This window comes from Sulfitobacter sp. TCYB15 (assembly GCF_040435955.1).
Classification (GTDB): domain Bacteria; phylum Pseudomonadota; class Alphaproteobacteria; order Rhodobacterales; family Rhodobacteraceae; genus Sulfitobacter; species Sulfitobacter pontiacus.
Genome location: NZ_CP159193.1, coordinates 308,320 through 328,431 on the forward strand (window position 1 = coordinate 308,320; position 20,112 = coordinate 328,431).

The following is a 20,112-nucleotide window of genomic DNA, read 5'->3' on the forward strand; positions in this document are numbered from 1 at the left end:
CGGGCGCTTAGGATTTTTTGGGATTTTCCAGCGAATTCCATACCGACCATTTACACATGAATTTGTCCTGCGCCACAATCAGAACAACCAAACCACAAAACATCCAGAAAGCTGGCCCAAAACCCACAGTTGCCAGATCGGCAATCTTCACCAGCGCCACGGCACAGCCAAGCGCGAAAATCTCGGCCATCGACCACGGTTGCAACGCTTGCGACAGGCGGAACGCCTGCATGGCGTGGCGTGCGGGCGGCAGGTCCAGCACGATGGGGACCAGTACATAAAGCGTCAGCATCACCCGCGCCAAGGGCACCAGCATGATCAAGGCAGCCGTCGCCAGCGACAGCAGCAAAAGCGGCCCGCTGGAAAACGCCAGCGCCGCGTCCATCACAGAGACAGAGTTCTTGTTGCCCGCCGCATCAATATCCAGAAACGGAAAGAACGTCGCGCCAAGGATCAGAACAAAGGTGGCAATGGCGATGGCAATGATCTTCAGCCCCGCCTTTTTGCGCGGTTCGATCAACACGGTATGGCACCGCTCGCACACCGCCTTCTCGCCGACCTTGGGCACCTTGAGGTGATACACGGCGTCGCATTGGGGGCAGACGATGATCTCCTCCAGATTGACGGATGGTGCAGGGTCGACGGTGTCTTTCATCCCCTTGGTATAAAGGAGATCACAAACCGTGTGTATCGAATTCTGGACACGAAAAGTTCATTCTCGGCATCGGCGGAATCCCGTCAATGCAGGTTCCAGCGCTGGAACATTCGCGCGGTGTCTTTGTTGTGTCGGTGAAGATAGCGAAGATGAAAGGAGCTTTCTAATGACACAGATCACAGACGCGAAAATTCTGATCCTATCCACCAATGGTTTCGAGCAATCCGAGCTGGAGCGCCCGTTGAATGACCTCAAGGCCAAAGGGGCCACCGTGCATGTTGCCACCCCTGATGGCAAAGACATCAAGGGCTGGGACAAGGACGACTGGGGCAACACAGTTGCTGCCGACAAAGCCCTGTCGGATGTCACCGTTGATGACTACGACGCGATTGTCCTGCCCGGCGGTCAGATCAACCCCGACCTGCTGCGCGCCAACAAGGACGCCGTATCGCTGATCAAAAGCTTTGCTGACGCAGGCAAGACCGTTGCCGCGATCTGCCACGCCCCTTGGCTGCTGATCGAAGCAGGCATTATCAAAGGCCGCGCCGCAACCTCCTACGCCTCAATCGCGACGGATGTGAAAAACGCCGGTGCGCACTACGAGGACAGCGAAGTCGTCGTGGACCAAGGCATCATCACCAGCCGCTCCCCCGAAGATCTGGATGCGTTTATCGCCAAGATCGTCGAGGAAGTCGAAGAAGGTGAACACAACCGCAAAGCCGCTTAAATTTGGCTACAGCGAAACACAAAGGCGGGGTATGTGCCCCGCCTTTTTCATGTGCAGGGAAAAAGTTACGCCACAACCCCCGGCATCAGGACGTTGCGCGACCCTTCCTCGAACGCGTCCAGCTTCTGATGCCAGACGGTTCCGGGCCAGCGATGCTCCATCTCGCGTTTGCGGGGGCGATAGACAGCGGTATAAAGCGTGCCGAAGCCTGCGTTGAACTGGTGCGAATAGAGCGGCGGTTTCAGGAACGTGTTGATGAATTTCTCTTCCGGATCACGGTGGAACCGCAACCGTTGCAGCAGATATCTTTCGCGTTCAACCGTCGCTGTAAAGCGCGCATGGCTGATCCATTCGACGTTTTCCTGATGGTTGGTCGCCACCGCTGCCTTGGTGATGATCGCAGGCCGGTCCGGTGCCATCAGCGCCGTCAGATACTTGCGTTTGCGGTCCAGCACGGTGACGTTATAGCTCATGTGGGTCGGCACACGTGCCAGAATTTCGCCCGCTTGCTCGGCAGTCTCGCAGGTTTGCAGCACATAGCGCAGGATCAGCGGCACGCCAAAGCCCACCCCCACCACACGACGGCCCCCAAAGGTGAGCGAGATCGACAGCCCCGCGTCGTTCACCCCGTCCACCAGCCCGAACAACCCGTCAGAGGTGCCCATCACGCGGCGCCCCTTCCAGCCGGTGTGCAGCACCAAGCTGTCGAAGGCGTTGGTGTTATAGTCATAGTTGCGCACCATGACAGGTTCCTTGCCGCCCCAAACCGCCTGACTGCATCCCGATAGATAGGGCGGCGGGCAGTAAAAGCTCAGGAACCTTGCCGCCAGATCACCCCCGCCCGCCTGATCACATAGATCTTCGTACAGCGGGATGAGGTCGGGCATATGCGCCTTGAGCGCACGACGACATTCGGCATAGGTCGGGCGCGCGGGCTCGCCCTCCTTCAGCCACCATTTACGGTAGTGAGGCCAGTATTCGGCGAAAAGCCCGGCCCATTTGGGACCGGGCAATTCTTCTGAAATGGCACGCCACAGCATGAGCTGCCCTTTCGGTGCTTAGAGGATTTTGAACGCCGGATCAGACATCGCCGGACCCGCCTCTGCGACGGGCAGAGGACGACCGTTCACCGATTGCTTGATCCCGTGAATCCACTTTTTCGCGCGCTCATTCAACTGAAAAGACTTCGTCATCGACCGACCGCGGGTCACAAGGATGCCAATATCGGCCCCTTCATAGCGGTAATCACCCGGTTGCAGGATGCGCAGGAAGAACGCCTCGTTCTCGGATTCCACGGCGCGACGGTGATAATCGAAACGGTCAAACACAACGCGGCCATCTTCCAGCATCTTGTAAATGCCTGTTTCGGGCGCTTCGGTGCAGATATCGACGCTGTCTTCGGTATGTTTGATCACCATCTGGCTCCAGCCGTCGATCATCTCGGGGTCGGCCCAACGGTTGTTCAGCTCTTCTACATCCAGATTGAACTTCTTCTTGCTGAATTCCAGCAGGTGGAACAGGAACAGCGGCGCATCCGCGTGCGCAAAGGCCGCGTGGTTTGTCATCGACGACGCGCCCGTGATGCGCGGGTTCAACTCGCCCAGCCAGATGTCACCGGTCTTTTTGTCGATCAGGAAGTCGAGCTCGAAATAACCGCGATAACCTTCCTTGCGCAGCTGTTCGCCGAACTTATAGGTCAGCTCGCGCGCTTTCTGACGGACCTTGGGCGGGAAGGCGGTCGACAGGATTTCATTGCCACACCAGCCCCCGCGATAGGGCGTCAGATCCTTGAACCCGACCAATTCGGTCATCAAGGGGCCAACGATCGTGCCTTCCTTGGTGGCACAAGCCTCGATCGCGGAACCGCGACAGTCGATCCGCTTCATGATCTTGATCTCGCCCTCGCCTACGATTTCGGATTCATGACGGCGGAAGTCTGCTTCGGACTTGATAAAGAACGTCGTGTGGCCGCTGTCGCCAAAGGCGGATTGCAGCACCAGATCGTGGCCAATCCCGGCCTTCTCGCAGGTCTTCTTGAGGTCTTCGTAATCCTTGACCTCGGCCAGCACGTTCGGCACCGACGGCACACCGGCCTTGTTGCCGATACGCACGGTTTCGATCTTGTTGTCCATCTTTTGGCGCAGCTTGGCCTTGGGGAACCAGACATCCGCCCCCAGTTCTTTCGACAGGCGTTCGGTTTCCTCGTCGAACATCAGGAACACGAACTTGGGCTTGCCGCCGCGCCGCTTGACGAAATCGATGACTTCTTTGTGCTGCAACAGATAGTTGTTGATGTCTTCGATGCTCTGGAATTCAGCGTGGGGCTGTTCCGAGGGGCAGAACACATTGGGGTGCTTGCCGCCGTAGCAGTCGATGTAGCAGATATACTTAAAGTTTTTCACCCACTCATCGAGACCAAGAAGGTTAAAGTTCGTGGCCGAGATAAAGTAAACAGGGTCTTCGTTACGGTGAAAGAACCGGCGAATTTCCGAGATATTCTTGAGAACAGTCGTTGTCATGATATTTGGTCCTTTGCTTAATCTTAATCAGGTGAAGACGACAGGTTTTTCTTGCGCACCCGTTTCAGCGCCGCATCCGTAAAGACGCGCAGCCCCAGATCGGGGCGGTAACCGTGGATTTCGCTGACGTCCAAATTCCGCATGAACGACAGGATTTCCTGGCTTACCACCTGTCCGGGGACGAGGATGGGAAAGCCGGGGGGATAGGGGATGATAAAGCTGGCGGACACGACCGTCTGGTTGGCGTCCATCGCCTCTTTCAGCGTGCCGTTCAGCTCCAGGTAATCGGTGTTCTTCTCGTCATAAGCGAGGAAGAACGCCGTGCGGATATCCCCTTCGGAGGTGACATCGTCGTTGCGGAAGGCCTCGTGAAAGCGGCTGAAGTCCGGCAGCGGCGGGTAGTTCTCCATCAGGTTGGCGACGCGGTTGTCGAAAGACCGACGCTCCATCTTGCTGGCGTCATCCAGACGGTCATCCAGCGATTTCGCGATCTCGACCAGCACCTCGATCAGATAGGCGACGCTGGACCGCGTGGTGCCGATATTGGTCATGAACAAGACCGTGTTGCGCGAGGTCTTGTTGATCTGGATGCCGTATTTATCCATCAGGATATCGGTCTTGAACGTGTCACCATCCCAGCCCGTCCCGCCGACCAGCAGCGTCACACGGCTGGCATCAAGGACGAACTGGTCTTTCTCCCAGCAGTCCCACATATCGGTCCAGCCCTGTTCCTGATGGTAATAGCTGGTCACCCCGCTTTCGCGGTATTCCTCGGGGATCATGTCGCCCGCTGTCAGCACCTTGAAGTATTTGCTCAGCAGCGGGTGGTCGGCAATCGCACGACGCATGGACAAAGCGGCCTCGATCTGGCGCTGCACGAATTCGAAGCCTTCAAGCTCTACCTGTCGTCGCCCTACATCAAGCGAGGCGATGATCTGGTAGTTCGGCGAGGTTGAGGTATGGGTCATATAGGCTTCGTGAAAGCTTTGTTCGACCTCGCCCTTAAAGTCCTGATCATTCACGTGAATCATCGACCCCTGCCGCAGGGAGGTCAGCGTTTTATGGGTCGATTGCGTGGTATAGACCCGCACCCGCGAATCCGGCGCAGGGATCAAACGCGTGTTCAGCAGCGTCTCGTCGTCGGCATCCTTCAGTTCAGCCTGCTGCTTTTCATAGGCGATGCGGTGGTCGTCCGACTTGAACCGCGCGCGCAGCGTATTGGCTGCGTTCATGCCCGTACGCTGGCGGTAGGTCGGGTTGAAACGGGCAAAAGCGAACCACGCCTCGTCCCAAAGGAAAATGAGGTCAGGCTTGATCGCCAGACATTCCTCCATCACCCGTTCGACGTTATAGACCAGCCCGTCAAAGGTGCAGTTTGTCAGCAGCAACATGCGCACCTGATCCAGCTTGCCCGCGGCCTTGAGCGCCAGAAGCTGATGCTTGATCTCGCGCAGGGGCACAGCACCGTACATGGAATATTCATTCAGCGGATAGCTATCAAGATAGCACACCTGCGCCCCCGCCAGCACCATCCCGTAGTGGTGGGATTTGTGGCAATCGCGGTCGACCAGCACGATGTCACCGGGGCGCACCAGAGCCTGCACCACGATCTTGTTGCAAGTCGATGTCCCGTTCGTGGCGAAGAACGTCTGCTTGGACCCGAAGGCGCGGCTGGCAAGCTCTTGCGCCTCTTTGATTGGCCCGTGTGGTTCAAGCAAGCTGTCCAGCCCGCCCGAGGTGGCAGAGGTTTCGGCCAAAAAGATGTTCGGCCCGTAGAACGCGCCCATGTCCTGAATCCAATGCGACCGCGTGATCGACTTACCCCGGCTGATCGGCATCGCGTGGAAAACGCCCGTGGGCTGTTTGGAATATTCGACAAGCGCCGTGAAGAACGGCGATTTGTTCCGCGCCTGCACCCCGCGCAAAATGTTCAGGTGCAGCTCCATAAAGTCTTCTTGGTTATAAAAGACCCGACGGCAGATCCCCAGATCCAGACCCGCGATATCCTCGACCGACCGTTCGGTCACCAGATAGGCGTCCAGCTCGGGGCGGACCTTGGCGATCATACGGCAAAGCTCGGGGCCGTAGTTCTCGGGCTGGAGCTTGTCGATCTCTTCTTGCCCGCCGGCGCGGGCGAGGTAGCGCACCAGTATCGTCTCGTCCATCTTGGACTTGAGCGTCAGGCCCGGGCGCACAACGATGGCCTGGATATTATGGTTGAACAGCACCGCGATCAGCGCGTCTTCGATGGATTTGACCACCACGGCTTCGTAGTGGAACGGGTCTTCGGGGCGGCGCATCCGGCTGACGTTGGATTTCAGCCAGCGCTCTTGCTGGTCGTTCACATCATCGACGATCAGCACCTCGAAATACGGTTTGGTCAGCGCCCGCGCCTCGGGGGACAGCATCGCCTCGTCGTCATGCTCGTCGTGATCGATGCTGTCGCGTTCCAGCGGGATGGTGCGACGGCGATAGGCCCCTGTTGTCAGCGCCCGCGTGATGCGGTTCACCGCAAAGGCCATGTCGTCAAAGCTGTTGTTATTCAGCATCCGCTGCAGGTGTTCGAACGCCGCCATGCCTGGAAAGGCCCAATAGGGTTCGATCAGCGACAGGGAGTCAAACAGCGCGGCGCATTTGCTGCGCAGGGCTTCGATTTCCTTGGCTGTGGTGGCGCGGGTCAGGCCGCTCGCCGCTTCACGCAGCGCGCTCCATCGGTCGGACCTCAGCTGAATTGCCGACGAATAATCGTTCATAGAATGCATCAATCGTACTCCGCTTTGGGCGGTCGACTGCTGCATCCCGGTGTCCGGCACTTTTGAAAAGCGCCGGACCTGAACGCCGCAGCCTAGCCGCTAGATGTCGGCCCGCTGCCCGGCAGATCACCGGGCTTTACGGGTGGATTTGGTGTCGCTGCAGCCGGAGCCACAGGTGTTTCGGCAGGGGCCGTGATATTGGCAGTCCCCGCCGTTGGATTTGGTAGCGGTTCGGGGGCAAAGCCCGGCTGAACCGCTGGTGTCGTTGTTTCATGCCCTTTGAACACGGGCGCGTCCGGTACCCGCTGCGCGGGCACATCGACGTGCAGACCGGCGCGGGTCCCCTGATGGGGCACCTCAAGCGGGCCAAGCGTGTTCAGATAGGCGTCCGTCCCGCTGGAACGGTCATAGATCGAGAAGTCGGTAGACCGGTCGCGGAAGGATTTAAGCACCTGCCCCAGACCCTTCATGCCGGTTTCGCGCTGACGACGCACCATCGACAGATCGACTTCGATCGGGAACATGTCTTCCTGACCGGCGGACTGGTGCAGGACCATCGATGTCGGATCGACTACCAGCGATTTACCGACGCCGCCTGCGCCCAGACCGTTGACCGCAAAGACATAGCACTGGAACTGCGCCGCGGTCGCGCGGGCAATCGCCAGCTCTGCGTCACGGTCGGTGGTGCCGGTCAGAACCGGTGTCAGCAGAACCTCGACGCCTTGGCTGGTCAACTGGCGCGTGGTTTCGGGGAACCACATGTCATAGCAGATCGACAAGCCGAAACGCCCGACTTCCGGCACGTCGAACACACAGAATTCGGTGCCCGCCGCGATGCCGGATTCATAGGGCCGGAACGGGAACATCTTGGCGTAGCGGCGGATGATCTCGCCCTCGGGGTTGATCACAACGGCAGTGTTGTACACGCGCCCGTCCTCGGGGTTCTTGAGGAACATGGAGCCGGGGATCAGCCAGACACGGTGCTTGCGCGCAGCGGCCTGAAACACCTCGAGCGTTTCATTCTCGGGGGGCAATGCAAACCGGTCAAGCGGGCCAAAGGGGGCCAGCTCGGAAAACAGGACCATCTGGGTCCAGGGAAAACGCGCCATCAGGATGTCCAGTCGTTGGATCATGCCATCGACGTTGGACTCCAGCGCGTTGACGTACATCTGCACGCCTGCAATCGCAAAAGGTGTCATAACTTGTCACTCCGTCCAAACGGGCGGAAGGGGCCGGAAATACTCCGCCCATACGCCCAAGGTGACAAGTCCATACTCCCATTGTTGGGAATATTAAACACGTGACGTGATGGCGAACCCACCGTCATTTGCATGGCTTCTATGCGTAACATGCACAAACTAATCTGTTACACCACCGCTGCTTTGCGGGCCGCACGTGCATTGCGGCCCCGTTGCATGACGACCACGAGGGCCAGCAACAACAGCGCGGGGATAAACATCCAGTATTTACTTGGGGTTGCGACGGGTTTGAGCACGCGCAGCACCTCTTGGTCCCAATCCAGACCCGCCGATTGTGCGGCAGAGTTGTACAGAACGTCGTCGATGAACATCTGGTCGCCCTCGACACGTGTGATCACGCCGGCAGCCTCCAGCCGTTCTTCGCCCGTGGTGCCTTCGTTGATGGGCAGAAGGGCGACAAATTCGATCGGATCACCCAGATCATTGATACCCGCGACGCGCAGGCGCAGATCCTCCCCAAGCGGTGTGTCGGCCGCGGCCTGCACAATCTCGGCCGGTGCTTCTTCGGTATAAGGCGGAAAGACCATATCCATCCAGAAACCGGGCCGGAACAGGGTAAAGGCGATCAGCAAGAGGGCAATCGTCTCGTAGAAGCGGTTCCGCGCAAGGAACCAGCCTTGTGTTGCCGCTGCAAACAACAGCATCGCAAAGGTCGCGACAATGAAGACGAATATACCCTGCACCATCGTCACATCAATCAGCAGAAGTTCGGTGTTGAAGATGAACAGGAACGGCAGCGCCGCCGTCCGCAAGCTGTAGAAGAACGCGACGACACCGGTCTTGATCGGATCCCCACCGGACACAGCCGCGGCGGCAAAGCTCGCCAGCCCGACCGGGGGCGTCACATCAGCCATGATGCCAAAGTAGAATACGAACAGGTGCACGGCGATCAGCGGAACGATCAGACCGTTTTGCTGCCCCAGTGTCACAATGACAGGTGCCAGCAGGGCCGACACAACGATATAGTTCGCCGTTGTCGGCAACCCCATCCCAAGGATCAGCGACAGGATCGCGGTCAGGAACAGGATCGCAAGGATATTGCCGCCCGACAGAACCTCGACCACATCGGCAAGCGCCGAGCCAACGCCGGTCTGGCTGACAACGCCCACGATGATACCGGCGGTCGCGGTGGCGATCCCGATGCCGATCATGTTGCGCGCCCCGACGACCAAGCCGTCGATCAGGTCACGCACCCCCGCAACCACATCATTGGCAAACTGGCTTTCGCCCCGGAAAATCGCCATCAGCGGGCGCTGTGTCACGAGGATAAAGATCATGTAGGTCGTGGCCCAGAACGCCGACAGGCCAGGGGACAGACGATCCACCATCAAGGCCCAGACCAGAACGACAATCGGCAGGATAAAGTGCAGGCCCGACCGCACCGTTGGACCGGGCAAGGGCAGACGCGTCACCGGCTCGTTCGGATCATCCAGTACCAGCGGCTCTTCCTTCGACCCGATATACAGCAGACCGGCATAAACCGCGGTCAGCAAGGCAAAGATGATATAGCCCGCGCTGTTGGGGAAAGCAGGACGCAGCCAGCCCATGCCATAGTAGACAGCAAAGCTCAGCGCGCAGATGCAGGCGATAATAAAGGCGGACACCAGCAAGCGCTGCACAATCGGCTTGGGCGTATAGGGGCGTTCCAACCCGACCATCCCGGCCTTCAGCGCTTCGAGGTGCACAATATACACCAGCGCGATGTAAGAGATCACCGCGGGCAGAAACGCGTGTTTCACCACATCAAAATAGGGGATGCCCACATATTCAACCATCAGGAAGGCCGCGGCCCCCATGACGGGCGGCATGATCTGACCATTGACCGAAGACGCAACCTCGACCGCGCCGGCCTTTTCAGAGCTGAACCCCACCTTTTTCATCAGTGGAATGGTAAATGTCCCCGTGGTCACGACGTTGGCGATAGAAGAGCCAGAAATCAGCCCCGTCATCGCAGAGGACACAACAGCAGCCTTCGCAGGCCCGCCTTTCATGTGGCCCATCATGCTGAAGGCGACCTGGATGAAATAGTTACCGGCACCGGCCTTATCCAGCAGCGCGCCGAACAGGACGAAAAGGAATACGAAAGACGTCGACACACCAAGCGCGATGCCGAACACACCTTCGGTGGTGATCCACTGGTGGTTCACGATCTCGGAAAGCGAGTTACCCTTATGCGCGATGATATCCGGCATCATCGGGCCCAAGACGTTGTAGACAAGGAAGACCGACGCAACGATCATCAGCGCAGGCCCAAGAGCGCGGCGCGTTGCCTCTAGCAGGATCATGATGCCGATCACGAAAACAACCGTATCTTGCATGTTCGGCGCACCGACACGGCCCGAGATTTCGCGATAATACACAAACAGATACAACGCAGCGGCCGCGCCAACCAGCGCCAGGGCCCATTCCCACAGGGGGATACGGTCTTTGGGCGATCCAAGCACGACACATGCGACAATGACGATGGCAACCAGCGGGATCCACCAGGTCGGCGTGCCGTCTTTGGCCGCGACCATGAACAGATAGGCCAGCACGACGGGCACGATAATCCCCAGCCCCAGCTGCACCTTGGTGCGCGCGGCGGGGAAGGCGGCGATGCCAAGGAAGATAGCAAAGGCCAGATGGATTGACCGGGCTTCGGTGTCGTTAAAAACACCCCAGCCGAAAACAAAAGGAAGCGGGGAGGCGATCCACAGCTGGAACAGCGACCACGCCAGCGCGGTCAACGCCAGAAAGACGCCAACGCTACCGGTCGCTGACCTGCCGCCCGTGTCCGAAGACGCGACAAGTTCATCCAGTTCGCTTTGGCTCAGCCCGCCTTTTCCGGCGGCTTCGGCTTCTACAGCGGCGGCTTGGTGTTGATCGTTCTGTGACATCTTCGTCCCCTTGGTGGCCCCGTATCAGGACAGGTGCACGTTTATTGTCGGTCGACTGCGGTCGTTGCCGCAGGATGCGAACGCGAGGCCCTCCTCGCGTTCGCTAATGGTCAAGCGGCGGGCTTATTCAATCCAGCCACGCTCTTTGTAGTACTTCGCCGCACCATCATGCAGAGGGGCGGACAGACCGTCTTTGATCATCTCTTCTTCTTTGAGGTTCTCAAACGCGGGGTGCAGCTTTTTGAAGCGGTCAAAGTTGTCGAACACAGCTTTTACAACTTCGTATACGACTTCTTCGTCCACATCAGCGGAGGTCACAAAGGTCGCTTTCACGCCGAATGTTTTCACATCCGCGTCGGTGCCTTTGTACATGCCACCGGGGATGGTGGAGTATGCGTAGAAAGGGTTGTCGGCGACCAGCTTGTCGATCGCTTCGCCTTCAACCGGCACCAGCTTGGCGTCGACGGTAGACACGGCTTCCTGGATCGACCCGTTGGGATGGCCCACGGTGTAGATGATCGCGTCGACCTTGTTATCGCCCAAAGCGGCGGCCTGCTCGGCTGGCTTCAGCTCGGATGCGAGCGCGAAGTCATCCATGGTCCAGCCTTTGGCATCCAGAACGACTTCCATCGTGGCGCGCTGACCTGAACCGGGGTTGCCGACGTTGACGCGTTTGCCTTTCAGATCGTCAAAGCTTTCGATGCCGGAATCGGCACGCGCGATGACGTTGAAGGGTTCGGCGTGTACAGAGAAGACCGCGCGCTCTTTGTCGAACTTGTCGCCTTCGAACTGCGAAGACCCGTTGTACGCGTGGAACTGCCAGTCGGACTGGGCAACACCCATGTCCATGTCACCCGCCTTGATGGCGTTGATGTTGGCGATGGAACCACCGGTGGACGGAGCGGTACATTTCAGGCCGGTTTTGGCGCTGTCACGGTTTACCAAGCGGCAGATCGACTGACCCACAACAAAGTAGACGCCGGTCTGGCCGCCGGTCCCGATGGTGATGAATTTCTCCTGCGCGGTGGCGGCGGTACCCGCGACCAGTGCAGAGGCGATGGCGATGGACTTGAAAATAGTCATTTGAAGTCTCCCAACTTAATTGTCTGAACACACGTCATTGATGCGCATGCTCTCCGTCATGGTTGAAATGAGCGCAGATATTCCGAAGCAAAACAAGCTGATTTATTGCGATTTTTCCCCGAAATAATGCTCTGACCCTGTGCGAATCGCGGCGTGAAATCATGAATTATTTTCACTATGCGGTACACATGGCACCCGTCATTTAGGGGACGCGGATGGTAAATCGCAACTCGAAAAACGATGTAATAAACTGATTTTCCATATTTATTTCACTTCCCCCAATCCCGTGCCTAAAAATACTAGCGCGCAGCGGCACAAAATCAAAACTGCGGGCCGGAATATGTGCCGGACATCTGCCTTCGCCGCGCGGTACTTTCGGGTTATTTGTGCTATATAACCGAAAAAGCAGCGATTTTCGACCCAGACGCGCGAGCAGGAGCCCCACATGAAAGCACTCAAATCCCTCGGCCGCTTTGGCCTTTTTGCGACTGTCGTCGTCCTTTTCGGCGTGTTCGCGATGCTCACAGCGCTGTGGTCGTGGTGGATGGTTCTCCCGTCGGTGATCTTCGGCATCCTCGCGGGTATGGGGGTGTACGACCTGATCCAGACCAAACATTCGATCCTGCGCAACTATCCGGTGCTGGGGCACATGCGGTTTTTCTTTGAAGGTATCCGCCCGGAAATCAGGCAGTATCTGATTGAATCCGATCAGGACGAAGAACCCTTCAGCCGTGATGACCGGTCGCTGGTCTATCAACGCGCCAAAGGCGTGGAAGACGCGCGGCCTTTTGGCACGCGGATGCGGGTCTATGATGCGGGGTATTCATGGGTCACCCATTCGGTCCAGCCGGTCCATATCACCGACACGGATTTTCGCGTGACCATCGGCAACAAGGACTGCAAGCAGCCCTATGACGCGTCGATCTACAATATCTCGGCGATGAGCTTTGGATCGCTGTCAGCCAATGCGATCAGCGCCCTGAACAAGGGGGCCAAGATGGGCCAGTTCGCCCATGACACCGGCGAAGGCGGGATCAGCCGCTATCACCGCGAGGGGGGCGGAGACCTGATCTATGAAATCGGGTCGGGCTATTTTGGCTGCCGCACAGAAGACGGGCAGTTTGACCCCGACAAATTCAAGGAGCAGGCAGCCAGCGACCAGATCAAGATGATCGAGCTTAAGTTGAGCCAGGGTGCCAAACCCGGTCATGGTGGCATGCTGCCCGCGTCGAAGATCAGTGCCGAGATCGCGGCGGCACGGGGCATCCCGATGGGGCACGATTGCATCTCGCCCGCCGCCCATTCGGCGTTCACCTCTCCTGTTCAGATGATGGAGTTTCTGGGCAAGCTGCGCGATCTGTCGGGCGGCAAGCCTGTGGGGTTCAAGCTGTGCATCGGCCACCAGCGTGAATTCATGTGTATGGTCAAGGCGATGCTGGACACGGGGATCGTGCCTGACTTTATCGTCGTCGACGGCACCGAAGGCGGCACGGGTGCTGCCCCGCTTGAATTCGCCAACCACGTCGGCATGCCGATGGTCGAGGGGCTGACCTTTGTGCACAACACCCTGCGCGGTGCCGGTATTCGCGATCAGGTGAAACTAGGCGCGGCGGGCAAAGTCGTATCAGCCTTTGATATCGCCCGTGCGCTGGCTTTGGGCGCGGATTGGTGCAACTCCGCCCGCGGGTTCATGTTTGCGGTGGGCTGTATCCAGGCGCAAGCGTGCCACACCAATCACTGCCCCGTCGGCGTCGCGACCCAAGACCCCACCCGTCAGCGCGCCTTGGATGTGGATGACAAAAGCCAGCGTGTCGCGCGGTTTCACCGCAATACGCTGATGGCCTTAGGCGAGATGACAGGCGCCGCCGGCCTAGAGCACCCCAGCGATTTCCTGCCCCGCCATATGATGATGCGGCAAAGCGATAATAGCATGGTGCAGGGTGATCAGGTCTATGGCTACCTGCCCGAAGGCTATCTGCTGGACGATCAATCGCCCGACTATAACGGCAATAAAACCCGTTGGGCGCGGGCGCAGGCCGACAGCTTTGTACCGTTTGATTAAACGCCCCCAAGACCGGAAACACAAAAGGCGCGCAGGTTTCCCGGCGCGCCTTTCATTATGATGACAGAGCTTACTTTGCTTCTTCGGCGACCGCGGCAGCGACAGAGGCTTCGAAAATCCCAAGCCCCTCTTCGATGATCGCATCCGACGCGGTCAGCGGCACCATCACACGCACGGCGTTGCCCTGCATGCCACAGCTCAGCAGCAGCAGACCGCGCTTGAGCGCGTGCGCAATAACACGTTTGGTGAAATCTCCGTCCGGTGTCGCGGTGTCAAAGTCGGTCACAAACTCGACCGCGACCATCGCACCAAGACCGCGGATATCCCACATGCGGAAAGGTGCAGAGCGTGCGCCGATCTCGGCAAAGCGCGCCTTGAGGTGTTCCCCCATGTCCAGCGACCGCTGCAGCAGGCCTTCTTCCTCGATCGCCTCGATCGCGGCAAGCGCTGCGGCACAGGCGACGGGGTTGCCCCCGTACGTGCCACCCAACCCGCCGGGGATCATCGCGTCCATCACATCAGCGCGGCCAATCACACCCGCCAGTGGATAGCCACCCGCCATCGACTTTGCGACGGTGATCAGATCGGGGGTAACGCCGGAGTGTTCGATGGCAAACCATTTGCCGGTCCGGCCAAAGCCCGCCTGCACTTCGTCGGCGATCAGCATGATACCGTGCTGGTCACAGATCTCGCGCAGCTGGTGCATCATCTCGAACGGCACGGGGGTATAACCACCCTCGCCCAAGACGGGCTCGATGATGATGGCGGCCACACGTTCGGGCTGCGCATCGGTCAGGAAGAGGTTCTTCAGGCCGGTGATCGCATCCTCGACCGTGATCCCGTCGCGAGGCGATGGGAAAGGCGCGCGGAAGATATCGGACGGGAAGGGACCAACGTCTTTTTTGTAAGGAGAGATTTTACCCGTCATCCCCAGCGTCAGCAGCGTGCGCCCGTGGTAGCCGCCGGTAAAGGCGATCACACCGGGGCGGCCGGTTGCAGCTCGCGCGATCTTGACCGCGTTTTCCACCGCCTCGGCACCGGTTGTCACCAACAGCGTTTTCTTGGGCGCGTCACCGGGGGCCAGCGCGTTCAGCTTTTCCGCCAGTTCGATATAGGGGGCGTAGGGCACAACCTGAAAGCTGGTGTGCGTGTATTGGTCTTCTTGCGCCTTGGCTGCCGCGATCACCTTGGGGTGACGGTGGCCGGTGTTCAGCACGCCGATGCCGCCGACGAAGTCGATGTAGCGGTTGCCGTCCACGTCCCAAAGTTCCGCGTTCTCGGCGTATTTCGCATAGATCGGCGCGGCAGAGGCAACGCCACGTGGAACAGCCTGTTCACGGCGGGCGATCAACTGAGCGTTGGTTTCGACAGATACGTTTGCATCAAGCATGTCGGGCACGACGCTGCTTTTTGCCGGTTTCTTTGCAGCGGCCTTGCGCGGCTGCTTTTTGACAGTACTAGGCATATACAAATCCTCTTGTTGAAACGCGACCCGCGTTTAAAATCCTCTTATTGCGTTTAATTTAATTGTCAATATAGATTTGCCTCAGCGCGCGTCAGTTGAATCGGATGCGCCAAAATTTGCCTGTGATCGCACCAAGATACGGGTTAGGTAGCTGACAGAAATAATCCGGGGACCGGACGTGGACATAGGTCAAAGACTAAGATCGATTCGAGAAGAACGCGGCCTGTCTCAGCGCGAACTGGCGACAAAGGCAGGGCTGACCAACGGCACCATCTCCCTGATCGAGAAGAACAAGACGAGCCCCTCGGTCGCGTCTTTGAAAAGCCTGCTGGACGCGATCCCGATCAGCATGGCTGAATTCTTTTCAACGCTGGAAGACACGCAATCGCCCAAGGTCTTTTACCGCGAGAGTGAGTTTACCAAAGTCTCCCCTACCTATGACGGTCAGGTGTCATTGCGCCAGCTTGGCAATGCGGAGCAACACTCCTTGCAAGTGCTGCACGAAACCTACCCGCCCGGCGCGGACACAGGCCCCGAACTGCTGGTGCATGAGGGCGAAGAAGCTGGTGTGGTTATTTCCGGAGAGATCGAGGTGACGGTCGACGGTGCCGTCGCCGTGCTGGCACCGGGGGATGGCTATCTTTTTGACAGCCGCTTGCCGCACCGGTTCAGAAACATCGGCGACGTACAATGCATTGTTGTAAGTGCATGTACGCCGCCGAGTTTTTGATTTCGTTTTCTTGACGTGCGGATGGCCCGCACTAAACCTTTGATTATCGTTCGTCGTCGCGCCGGGAATGGCTATGCAATGACGATCTTTGGCGCTTTTTCTCTTCGCTGCCCCGTTGCGTGGTCAGCGAAACGATAGCGATTGCGGCCAAAGCGAGAATCAAAAATGAAGCGATAAACAAATCTGTCGTCATTGATGCCTCCTGTTCGCTTGTGTGGCTCGTTCAGGAGACTAACAGCCCACGGGTCACATGGTTCCACAGGCTGGAGGGCGCAATTGCTGCATTGCAGAGTTTGCGCGGCGCTTTGCTGAGACGGCGAATGTCGCCTGACATACGCGATCGGGACCACATCCATCGCGAAACCACCGAAAGTCCCATGAATCCCGCAGGTTGCAGCCCAATAGGCCCCGCCGGTTGGGACGCGAAGGATTCACCGCCGACATACTGAAAATAAATTTAATTTTACCGAGTTTTCTGCGCCGAACCCTCAGTAGTCGTAAACTTCTTTCGCCTGTAGCGGCACGTGGAATTCAACGCTCAGCGTATAGGTGCCCTCTTCATCGATGATCTCTACCTGCCCGTTCAACTGACGCGAGAACGCGTTGATCAACCGAGAACCAAGGCCGGTCCCTGCTTCGGGATCAATATTGCCGGTGGTGTTCTTAACAAACAGCAACGCCATTTCCGGCTGGGTATGAGACAGGCTCACCTCGATATGTCCCTTTGCCTTGCCGTCGGCGGCGACATATTTCAGCGCATTGGTAATCGCCTCGGACACCAGCAACGTCAGCGGTGCGGCGTCGTCGGGATCAAGCTGAACCGCCTCGTAGTTTTGCGACACCGTCACGCCAGAGCCGGACGGCAGACCTACGCTAAGGAGCTGGTTCACGATCTCATGCATGAGCGCGCCACCGTCGACGCGGGTCAGGTTGTCGTTCTGGTAAAGGCTTTTGTGCACTGTCGCGAGGCTGAGTATCCGGTCCTGCAAACGCTGCAGCACGCGTTTCGCATCCGATGTGGTCGCCTGACGGATCTGCATGTTCATGATAGAAGAGATCAGCTGAAGGTTATTCTTCACCCGGTGATGCACTTCTTTCAGCAGAATATTCTTTTGGCGCAGGTTGTCTTCTAGCGACGCTTCATCCCGCAGGATCGATTCCGCCATACCGACAAAGGCATGCTCCATATTCACGATCTCGGTCGGGACGACACCCCCCAAGGGCGTGCGCGGCAAGGTTCTGTTCAACGCGAAATGGCGCATCTGCCGACCAAGTTTGCGGATGTGTTTAATGGCCAGACGGTTCAGCGCCCAGAAGGCCACGACGAGGCTTGCCAGCCACATCGCCACCGGCAGCACGAAGCTAAGCGTTGTCATCGCCCCCGCCTGAAGCAGCGGGGAATCCTCGGGCCAGACGCTCATGGCGTAGGCAACACCGGGGACGATGGGCAAAACGGCATAGACGCGGTCCTGCCCTTGCTGGTTGGTATCATGGAAGACGCGACCAGACTGGCCCACATACCATTTCAACGCGGCAAAGGAGGGCAGCTCTTGCTCGGCCGCTTCAAGACCATTTTTGGTCGTCAGGATGTCGCCCTGCGCGTTGAAGGTCAGCATCGCGATCGGCTGCGACCCTGTCTCGGGCACCGGTGCGTCGTTAAAAATCTTTTCGGGAATGGACAGGTTGATAAAGCCGATCAGCTCTTCTTCCACCTTAAGCGGGTTGGTGACGATCAGCACCGGTTCCTTGCTTTGTGCCGGCGTGCTGGTGACATTCGCCATGCGACTTTTGTGTTCGATCATCTTTTGAAATACAGGCCGGTCCGACACGTTTCCCGAAACGCCTGTCGACACACAATCCATCCGCCCGTCGTTTTGGATGAAGCTTGCGACTGTATAAAGGTCGGAGGATTGCTGATATTCGCGCATGAAGGCGCTGCAGGATACATTGTCAGACTTGATCAGTTTGACCACGGACGCCAAAGCCGCCGCTGCGCCGAACGCTTCCTGAATCGTGCCGCTTTCCTTCGCCGACGCTTGCTCTGTAATGGCAAGCAGCGACAGTTCGGCATTCTCGAGGTTCTGCTCCGCAATCTCTCGCGTTTGCACAACGGCGATCAAACCGATGGGCAGCAACGCAAGCGATAGAAAAAGCAGCACGCGAAACGCGAGGCCCCGAAAGATATTTGTGGATAGAAACCCCGACGTCACGATCAGAAAGAAGACACTTTAGATGCCGAGATAACCGACATCGTCGCATCATCCGTCATTTCGAGACTTTCGTCATCGCGCAGGCCCATCAGCTCAGCCAGTCGCGCACGGGCACGGTTCGTCCGGCTTTTGATCGTACCGACGGCAACACCACACATCTCGGCGGCTTCCTCGTAGGAAAAGCCCGATGCACCGACCAGCAGCAATGCTTCGCGCTGTTCGTCTTTCAGCAAACCAAGAGCTTTGCGGAAATCGGTCATTTGCATATGCCCGTCATGCGCTGGCTTTTCGGCAAGGCTTTCGGTGAACACACCATCCACATCAGCGACCTCGCGGTTGGCTTTACGACGGGAAGAATAATAGGTGTTCCGCAAAATTGTGAAGAGCCAGGCGCGCATATTTGTGCCGACTTCAAATTTTTCGATGTTGGTCCAGGCTTTGACCAGAGTATCCTGAACCATGTCATCCGCGACGGCACCGTTCCGGGTCAGGCTGATGGCAAAGGCGCGCATGGCGGGCAAATGCTCCACCAGTTGGTCGCGGGGATCAGAATTGCTCATCCTTTTTTACCAGCGTTTTTATCCTGTTCTTTCAACTGATTAAGCAGGTCTTTAAATTTATCGGGAATCCCTTCTTCCATCGTCTCGTCATAAACGCGGCGAAGATTTTCGTCGATAAAGCGCTCACGCTCGTCGTTTTGGCCTGATTGCATGAACAAGTTTCCTGCCTTCTTTAAATACTGTATTTATACATATGACACGGAACCAAACACAGCGTTAGGGGGTTTGGTTCCAGAAATATTTTAAAAGGACGACAATAAATGACGGATGTCACCGAAACACCAAGTGTCAGCGATGCGTTGGGTGAATGCCTTCCTTACCTGCGTCGCTACGCGCGCGCACTGACCGGCAGCCAGAACAGCGGCGACGCATTTGCAGCCGCCTCGCTCGAAGCGATTTTGACGGACCGGTCGGTTCTGGATGGTGTAGACACCCGCACAGGTGTGTTCCGCGTTTTGTACGGCATCTGGGCCAGCGCCGGTGCGCCTGTCGAAGAAGGTGAAAGCGGACCCCGCGCCAAGGCGCAAAAGCACCTCGCCAAGCTGACCAACCACAGCCGCGAAGCGTTGCTGCTGCACACGATCGAAGGGTTCTCCTTTAAGGAAGTCGGCCAGATCATCGGTGTTGAAGAAGGCGAAGCCAGCGAGCTGGTGCAAATTGCCCGCCGCGAAATGGCAGATAGTGTTACCGGTTCGGTCATGATCATCGAGGACGAGGCGATCATCGCGATGGACATCGAATCCATCGTCGCCGAGATGGGCCACCGTGTGACCGGTGTTGCGCGCACGCGTGACGAAGCTGTCAAACTGGGCAAGGCGGATGTGCCCGACCTGATCCTCGCGGATATCCAGCTGGCCGATAACTCCTCCGGTATCGATGCCGTGAACGACCTGCTGCGCGATCTGGGTAACCGTCCGGTGATCTTCATCACCGCATTCCCCGAGCGCCTGCTGACTGGCGACAAGCCCGAACCCGCGTTCCTGATCTCCAAGCCCTACACGGTGGATCAGGTTGTATCGGCTGTTTCGCAAGCGATGTTCTTCTCGTCGACAGAGACGCTGCACAGCTAAACCGGCATACACGCAAACAAACGAGGCCGCGGTGGTTCCACCGTGGCCTTTTTTTATCGATCCTGTGGGACGCAAGCCACGCCTTTAAGGAACTTATATCTACAGGGCGCGTTTGGTTGGTGAACACATGAATAATGGAGACC

Annotated in this window: 16 protein-coding genes; 4 read left to right on the top strand and 12 right to left on the bottom strand. The window is 57.9% G+C overall.

What is annotated here, in order from left to right; genetic code table 11:
* Positions 1-7: 7 nt before the first annotated feature.
* Complete coding sequence (locus ABM428_RS01460; protein ID WP_005850602.1) at positions 8-655, bottom strand: paraquat-inducible protein A; 648 nt, start codon at positions 653-655, stop codon at positions 8-10.
* A gap of 166 nt (positions 656-821) precedes the next feature.
* Between ABM428_RS01460 and ABM428_RS01465 the strand changes: the two genes are divergently transcribed.
* A complete protein-coding gene (locus ABM428_RS01465) occupies positions 822-1,382 on the top strand; it encodes a type 1 glutamine amidotransferase domain-containing protein (protein WP_064217270.1) in 561 nt (186 codons plus the stop codon).
* 65 nt (positions 1,383-1,447) lie between these two features.
* Here ABM428_RS01465 and ABM428_RS01470 read toward each other — a convergent pair whose 3' ends face one another.
* From ABM428_RS01470 to ABM428_RS01495, 6 genes are all read right to left on the bottom strand, one after another.
* On the bottom strand, positions 1,448-2,422 hold the full coding sequence (locus ABM428_RS01470) for a C45 family autoproteolytic acyltransferase/hydolase (protein WP_037965586.1): 975 nt from the start codon (positions 2,420-2,422) through the stop codon (positions 1,448-1,450).
* 18 nt (positions 2,423-2,440) lie between these two features.
* Positions 2,441-3,901, bottom strand: a complete 1,461-nt coding sequence (locus ABM428_RS01475; RefSeq protein WP_005850608.1) for a biotin carboxylase — start codon at positions 3,899-3,901, stop codon at positions 2,441-2,443.
* A 23-nt stretch (positions 3,902-3,924) separates the two neighbouring features.
* Positions 3,925-6,663, bottom strand: coding sequence for an aminotransferase class I/II-fold pyridoxal phosphate-dependent enzyme (locus ABM428_RS01480; RefSeq protein WP_005850610.1), 2,739 nt, complete (start codon positions 6,661-6,663; stop codon positions 3,925-3,927).
* Positions 6,664-6,746: 83 nt separating this feature from the next.
* The gene (locus ABM428_RS01485) at positions 6,747-7,853 is read right to left on the bottom strand and encodes a carbon-nitrogen hydrolase family protein (protein ID WP_009825643.1); all 1,107 of its coding nucleotides are present in this window, start codon (positions 7,851-7,853) and stop codon (positions 6,747-6,749) included.
* A 167-nt stretch (positions 7,854-8,020) separates the two neighbouring features.
* Positions 8,021-10,789 carry a TRAP transporter permease gene (locus ABM428_RS01490; protein ID WP_037965589.1) on the bottom strand — a complete coding sequence of 923 codons (2,769 nt, stop codon included), beginning with the start codon at positions 10,787-10,789 and terminating at the stop codon, positions 8,021-8,023.
* Positions 10,790-10,912: 123 nt separating this feature from the next.
* Positions 10,913-11,872: a TAXI family TRAP transporter solute-binding subunit gene (locus ABM428_RS01495; RefSeq protein ID WP_005850616.1), complete on the bottom strand. Its 960-nt coding sequence runs from the start codon at positions 11,870-11,872 to the stop codon at positions 10,913-10,915.
* Between the two features lie 445 nt (positions 11,873-12,317).
* Here ABM428_RS01495 and ABM428_RS01500 point away from each other — a divergent pair, with 445 nt between their 5' ends.
* Positions 12,318-13,934 (top strand): FMN-binding glutamate synthase family protein, encoded by a 1,617-nt coding sequence (locus tag ABM428_RS01500; protein WP_184583641.1) that lies wholly within the window; start codon positions 12,318-12,320, stop codon positions 13,932-13,934.
* A 70-nt stretch (positions 13,935-14,004) separates the two neighbouring features.
* On the opposite strand, the gene gabT is transcribed toward ABM428_RS01500, so the two are convergent.
* Positions 14,005-15,399, bottom strand: a complete 1,395-nt coding sequence (gene gabT, locus ABM428_RS01505; protein ID WP_174226591.1) for a 4-aminobutyrate--2-oxoglutarate transaminase — start codon at positions 15,397-15,399, stop codon at positions 14,005-14,007.
* A gap of 178 nt (positions 15,400-15,577) precedes the next feature.
* Between gabT and ABM428_RS01510 the strand changes: the two genes are divergently transcribed.
* Positions 15,578-16,129 carry a cupin domain-containing protein gene (locus ABM428_RS01510; RefSeq protein ID WP_184583643.1) on the top strand — a complete coding sequence of 184 codons (552 nt, stop codon included), beginning with the start codon at positions 15,578-15,580 and terminating at the stop codon, positions 16,127-16,129.
* A 43-nt stretch (positions 16,130-16,172) separates the two neighbouring features.
* Here ABM428_RS01510 and ABM428_RS01515 read toward each other — a convergent pair whose 3' ends face one another.
* From ABM428_RS01515 to ABM428_RS01530, 4 genes are all read right to left on the bottom strand, one after another.
* On the bottom strand, positions 16,173-16,322 hold the full coding sequence (locus ABM428_RS01515; RefSeq protein ID WP_005850628.1) for a hypothetical protein: 150 nt from the start codon (positions 16,320-16,322) through the stop codon (positions 16,173-16,175).
* A gap of 295 nt (positions 16,323-16,617) precedes the next feature.
* A complete protein-coding gene (locus ABM428_RS01520) occupies positions 16,618-18,288 on the bottom strand; it encodes a sensor histidine kinase (protein ID WP_240790838.1) in 1,671 nt (556 codons plus the stop codon).
* Between the two features lie 53 nt (positions 18,289-18,341).
* Positions 18,342-18,899 (bottom strand): RNA polymerase sigma factor, encoded by a 558-nt coding sequence (locus ABM428_RS01525; protein ID WP_005850631.1) that lies wholly within the window; start codon positions 18,897-18,899, stop codon positions 18,342-18,344.
* Positions 18,896-19,051, bottom strand: coding sequence for a NepR family anti-sigma factor (locus ABM428_RS01530; protein ID WP_005850632.1), 156 nt, complete (start codon positions 19,049-19,051; stop codon positions 18,896-18,898). Before ABM428_RS01530 ends, ABM428_RS01525 begins: the two co-directional genes overlap by 4 nt.
* A 108-nt stretch (positions 19,052-19,159) precedes the next feature.
* On the opposite strand from ABM428_RS01530, the gene ABM428_RS01535 reads away from it, so the two are divergent.
* Positions 19,160-19,969 carry a response regulator gene (locus ABM428_RS01535; protein WP_005850634.1) on the top strand — a complete coding sequence of 270 codons (810 nt, stop codon included), beginning with the start codon at positions 19,160-19,162 and terminating at the stop codon, positions 19,967-19,969.
* The last annotated feature ends 143 nt before the right edge of the window (positions 19,970-20,112 follow it).

Coding starts and splice junctions, on each gene's coding strand:
- ABM428_RS01460 (WP_005850602.1), bottom strand. CDS start 655: ATGAAAGACACCGTCGACCCTGCACCATCCGTCAATCTGGAGGAGATC.
- ABM428_RS01465 (WP_064217270.1), top strand. CDS start 822: ATGACACAGATCACAGACGCGAAAATTCTGATCCTATCCACCAATGGT.
- ABM428_RS01470 (WP_037965586.1), bottom strand. CDS start 2,422: ATGCTGTGGCGTGCCATTTCAGAAGAATTGCCCGGTCCCAAATGGGCC.
- ABM428_RS01475 (WP_005850608.1), bottom strand. CDS start 3,901: ATGACAACGACTGTTCTCAAGAATATCTCGGAAATTCGCCGGTTCTTT.
- ABM428_RS01480 (WP_005850610.1), bottom strand. CDS start 6,663: ATGCATTCTATGAACGATTATTCGTCGGCAATTCAGCTGAGGTCCGAC.
- ABM428_RS01485 (WP_009825643.1), bottom strand. CDS start 7,853: ATGACACCTTTTGCGATTGCAGGCGTGCAGATGTACGTCAACGCGCTG.
- ABM428_RS01490 (WP_037965589.1), bottom strand. CDS start 10,789: ATGTCACAGAACGATCAACACCAAGCCGCCGCTGTAGAAGCCGAAGCC.
- ABM428_RS01495 (WP_005850616.1), bottom strand. CDS start 11,872: ATGACTATTTTCAAGTCCATCGCCATCGCCTCTGCACTGGTCGCGGGT.
- ABM428_RS01500 (WP_184583641.1), top strand. CDS start 12,318: ATGAAAGCACTCAAATCCCTCGGCCGCTTTGGCCTTTTTGCGACTGTC.
- gabT (WP_174226591.1), bottom strand. CDS start 15,399: ATGCCTAGTACTGTCAAAAAGCAGCCGCGCAAGGCCGCTGCAAAGAAA.
- ABM428_RS01515 (WP_005850628.1), bottom strand. CDS start 16,322: ATGACGACAGATTTGTTTATCGCTTCATTTTTGATTCTCGCTTTGGCC.
- ABM428_RS01525 (WP_005850631.1), bottom strand. CDS start 18,899: ATGAGCAATTCTGATCCCCGCGACCAACTGGTGGAGCATTTGCCCGCC.
- ABM428_RS01530 (WP_005850632.1), bottom strand. CDS start 19,051: ATGCAATCAGGCCAAAACGACGAGCGTGAGCGCTTTATCGACGAAAAT.
- ABM428_RS01535 (WP_005850634.1), top strand. CDS start 19,160: ATGACGGATGTCACCGAAACACCAAGTGTCAGCGATGCGTTGGGTGAA.